This is a genomic window from Sphaerochaeta sp. UBA5836 (assembly GCF_002432845.1).
Taxonomy (GTDB): domain Bacteria; phylum Spirochaetota; class Spirochaetia; order Sphaerochaetales; family Sphaerochaetaceae; genus Sphaerochaeta.
Genome location: NZ_DJGW01000092.1, coordinates 5,564 through 9,273, shown reverse-complemented (window position 1 = coordinate 9,273; position 3,710 = coordinate 5,564). Strand labels below are relative to the sequence as shown.

Sequence of the window (3,710 nt, the reverse complement as noted above, 5' to 3'; positions counted from 1 at the left end):
GGAATCGCCCAGAACGGGAAGAACGAAGTACACACCCGAGCATTCCATTCAAGCTTGGATAGATAGGCTTTCACAAAATTCTACCTCTTGAGAGCTTCAGAGAGCGCTTTCAATGGCAAAGCATTGACTTGGTACACCGTATCCAACACAGAAGAAGGAATAGGAGAATCCAAATTGCAGGCCCTGTTCAAAGCCCCGACCAACGCAGCAATCGTATCGGTATCGCCGCCGACCTGGGTTGCCAGGCAGATGGATTTGAAGGTTTGCCCTGGAGCGAAAAGGAACAGGGCAAACACTGCAGAGAACACATCCGCCGACTCCAGCCCGGTTCCCAGGACAGAGAACAGGAAGTCCAGCAGCTCATCCTCACCATGCTCCGCTTTCAAATACTCAACCAAGAAAGCGAGCCTGCCCAGACTGGAAGCAGCACATGCTTGGTAAGGTGATTGGGACAACCCATACCGTCCGCCTTCATAGGCCGCCTGGATAATTTCAACAACCGAGCCTCCCCCTACCGCCTCAGCCACTGCACAGGAATAGGCACATGCCGCCTCCAATGCTTGGCTTGTGTAGTGGGTGGGAGTCAAACACGTAACAACCATCTCAAGCATCTGCATGCGGTCAAGGTTCTTTGCAAGTGCATAGAGCGTAGGAGCCAAAGTCCGCATCAGCCCTCCGCAGGTGGTCCCATGCTTTCCCGCTTCTTTCGGATCGACTCCGTCCTTGATAGCCTTCAATGCTTTCAAGGAACTGGGGCCGATGTAGCGCTTTGCTACAGCATCGGACTCATCTATCCATGCAAGCAGACCTTCCACAGTTGAATCGATGGTCACTCCCTGCTTCAGATATCTGTCCAGGAGATACAGCGTCTGCTCGGTATCATCAGTGACACTCCCTTTGGGCAGGTCACTATGGTTGGCGGAAAGATGACTTTCCACCAACGTAGTGACTTCTCCGAGCGTCTTTGCTATCTGGGTGCGCGTCATGAACTCTGTGCTCATGCCCATCGCATCCCCGACGGCAAACCCTTCCAAAATTGCTTCAATATGGTGTGCTGTAATCATACCAGGCTCGAAAGAACTTCAAAATCTCTACGAAGCTTGGCAGGGATATCGCTCAAGTAATGACGATAGGCCGGCTCAAGGGTGTAATACCCCGTAAACCCTTTCTGTTTCAGCAGCGAAAACACCTCGCTCCAAGGAATCTCACCCTTGCCAATGGGAAGGTGCTTCTTTTTATCTCCAAAGTCACTAAGATGCAGATGGCAGGGGGCCTCATCCAAAGCGCCGATGAACGTGAGGGGGTCGCCACCGCCTTCCATGACTTCGGTGGTGTCCACCATGATTTTCATTGCCTTCATCTTCCAGTCCCGCACATATTGCTGCAGTGTATCAGGGTACTGGCCGACACCAACAGGGTAGTTCTCCATTGCCACGGTAATCGAAGCCTCTTCACACAAGTCCCCCAGATACCTCAGGTTTTCGATGACCCTAGGCTCGATATAGGTTTGCATCTCAGCTTCGTACTTGGTTGTGGGATGGATTACAATACACTCAGTACCCAGTCGCTTTCCCATCGTTACAATGTCCCTGGAAAGTTTCCTTCCCTCCTCCGACATGGTCGGATGAGCTGAGTAGAGCATTGAAAACATAGCCAAGGGATAGTGGATCGAGGATACATGTACCTTTGTTTTCTCAAAGCGAAGCGTAGAATCCTCGCTGACATCCTTGAAGCACTGGGGCATCAACTCAGCATGGGCGAACCCAGCCTCGCCGACAAGGCGCAATGCCTCTTCCGATTCCAACGGATACAGTGCCCCGGTGGAAAATGCATATCTATTTGAATATCCTTTCATGTATACCTCTTCACGATCTCACATTCCAGAGAGGGGGGTCTCTCTACCCCCCCCCTCACAGATCCACGCTTACTCAATCTCCTTAACCAAGGAATCTGCAGCCTTTTTCAGTGCAACCTCCACCGAGCTTACGTTCTTCTCAATCTCATCAAGAGCATACCAGAAGAAGGAATCCATGGTCCCCATCTCGGAGAAGTGGAAATAAGCCCAGGCATTCTCAAGCTGGTCGAAAGCAACCTTGTACAGCGGGTTGGCTGCCAAAGCTTCCTTGACCACTGCGCTGTTCTGAGCAGACTTACGTACCGGCAGATACCCGGTGGAAAGCGCAAACGCCGTATGATTCTTCTCTTCCAACAGATACTTCAACAGCTCCCAGGAAGCTTCACGCTTGAAGGTGTCATCGGTCAGGATGACTCCTACGTTGCCACCGAGGGCGATGGAGCGGTTCTTGAAACCGGGCATCATGATAGCGCCAAGCTTGAAATTGGTATTGCCCTGCCACCGTGCAACACGGTTGGAAGAAGCTGCAATAAAGGCAAGGTTGCCTGCAAGAAACTTCTTCTCAGCATTGTTGTGCTGGCCGGCCGGCATCAGGTTGGCATCAACCATCGACTTCCAGAATGTACCCACTTCAACACCACTTGCTTCATGGAAAGCCGGCTGCACGCGGTCGTTGACCTTGCGAACAACATCGTTGCCATTCTGGCCAAGCATGGTCTTGAAGAGCCAGACACCATCAGAAGTATCGAAGCCGTAGAAGTCAGAGCTGTTGTTCACATTGCCCTTTTCCATGGCAGTCTTGGCAACCTGGTAGAACTGTGCCCACGTTGCGGGAGGATTCTTCTCAAGATCCAGTCCGGCTTTGTCGGTGATGTCCTTGTTGTAGTACATCACCTGACTGGAGATACCATACGGAACCGCAGCAATTCTCCCTTCAAACATGCCATACTCAAGCATTCCCTTGAAAATGTCGTTCACATTGAAGGCAGGATCCTTGACCAAGTCTTCCATGGAATAGTCACCACGGCCACCGGTATACAACTGCCCTGCAGCCATAATGGCTGCATCGGGGGCATCACCGGAAAGCAGGGCTGCACTTACCTTGGTTGCTGTATCAGCATAGGAACCTGAATAGGTCAATTCAAGTTCTATGTCGGCGCGGGCCTCATCAAAAGCTTTCGCAAGAGCAAGGAATTGCTCACCTGATGCACCACTAATTGCATACCAAACCTGGAGCTTAACCACTTCGGGTCTGGCAACCGTCTCTTTCGAACCTTGGGCAAAGACCAATGACATGCCCAAGACGAGCATCAACACAAACACTGTAGCCTTTTTCATCATAGCACCTCTCTTTTGTTCGTTATGCTTTCAAACCAGTGAGTGTTATCGACTTCACCAGCTGCTTCTCAAATAACAAATACACGATCAGAACCGGGAGGATGGCCATCACTGAAGCTGCCATCATGATTTGGTATTCCGACGAAGACTCCTGCACCAAATACTTCATGCCTATCGGCAAGGTTCGGTATGTTGCCTTATTGGTAACGATCAATGGCCAGGTGTAGCTCTTCCAATGCCCAAGGAATGAAAAGAGCATTGCTGTGCTGATCGGAGACTTTGAATTGGGAATGACTACTTCTTTCAGGATGCGGTAGTAGCCGCAGCCATCGAGCTTTGCCGAATCAATGAGAACGGTTGGAACTGTAGAAAAAAACGAAACCAGCAGGAAAATGGTGAAGGCAGCAAATACTTGGGGTAGGATGATGCCCGCATATGTGTCAATCATATTTGCCTTGCTGACCATCAGGTACAAAGGTATGAGTGTCACCACTATCGGAACAAACATCGTACTGCG

The 3,710-nt window shown here is 50.7% G+C and carries 4 protein-coding genes; all 4 read right to left on the bottom strand.

The annotated features are described in order from the left end of the window. Positions 1-80: 80 nt before the first annotated feature. The gene (locus B3F49_RS08610; RefSeq protein WP_293910439.1) at positions 81-1,064 is read right to left on the bottom strand and encodes an ADP-ribosylglycohydrolase family protein; all 984 of its coding nucleotides are present in this window, start codon (positions 1,062-1,064) and stop codon (positions 81-83) included. After that, positions 1,061-1,855: a sugar phosphate isomerase/epimerase family protein gene (locus B3F49_RS08605; RefSeq protein WP_293910437.1), complete on the bottom strand. Its 795-nt coding sequence runs from the start codon at positions 1,853-1,855 to the stop codon at positions 1,061-1,063. The genes B3F49_RS08610 and B3F49_RS08605 overlap by 4 nt, the downstream gene beginning before the upstream one ends. Before the next feature lie 69 nt (positions 1,856-1,924). After that, positions 1,925-3,193, bottom strand: coding sequence for an extracellular solute-binding protein (locus tag B3F49_RS08600; RefSeq protein ID WP_293910435.1), 1,269 nt, complete (start codon positions 3,191-3,193; stop codon positions 1,925-1,927). Positions 3,194-3,215: 22 nt separating this feature from the next. After that, positions 3,216-3,710 (bottom strand): carbohydrate ABC transporter permease (locus B3F49_RS08595; protein ID WP_293910433.1); only part of this gene is annotated, 495 nt, incomplete at its 5' end.

Excerpts from the sequence above, each read along its gene's own strand:
- B3F49_RS08600 (WP_293910435.1), bottom strand. The coding sequence starts at position 3,193 with ATGAAAAAGGCTACAGTGTTTGTGTTGATGCTCGTCTTGGGCATGTCA.
- B3F49_RS08605 (WP_293910437.1), bottom strand. The coding sequence starts at position 1,855 with ATGAAAGGATATTCAAATAGATATGCATTTTCCACCGGGGCACTGTAT.
- B3F49_RS08610 (WP_293910439.1), bottom strand. The coding sequence starts at position 1,064 with ATGATTACAGCACACCATATTGAAGCAATTTTGGAAGGGTTTGCCGTC.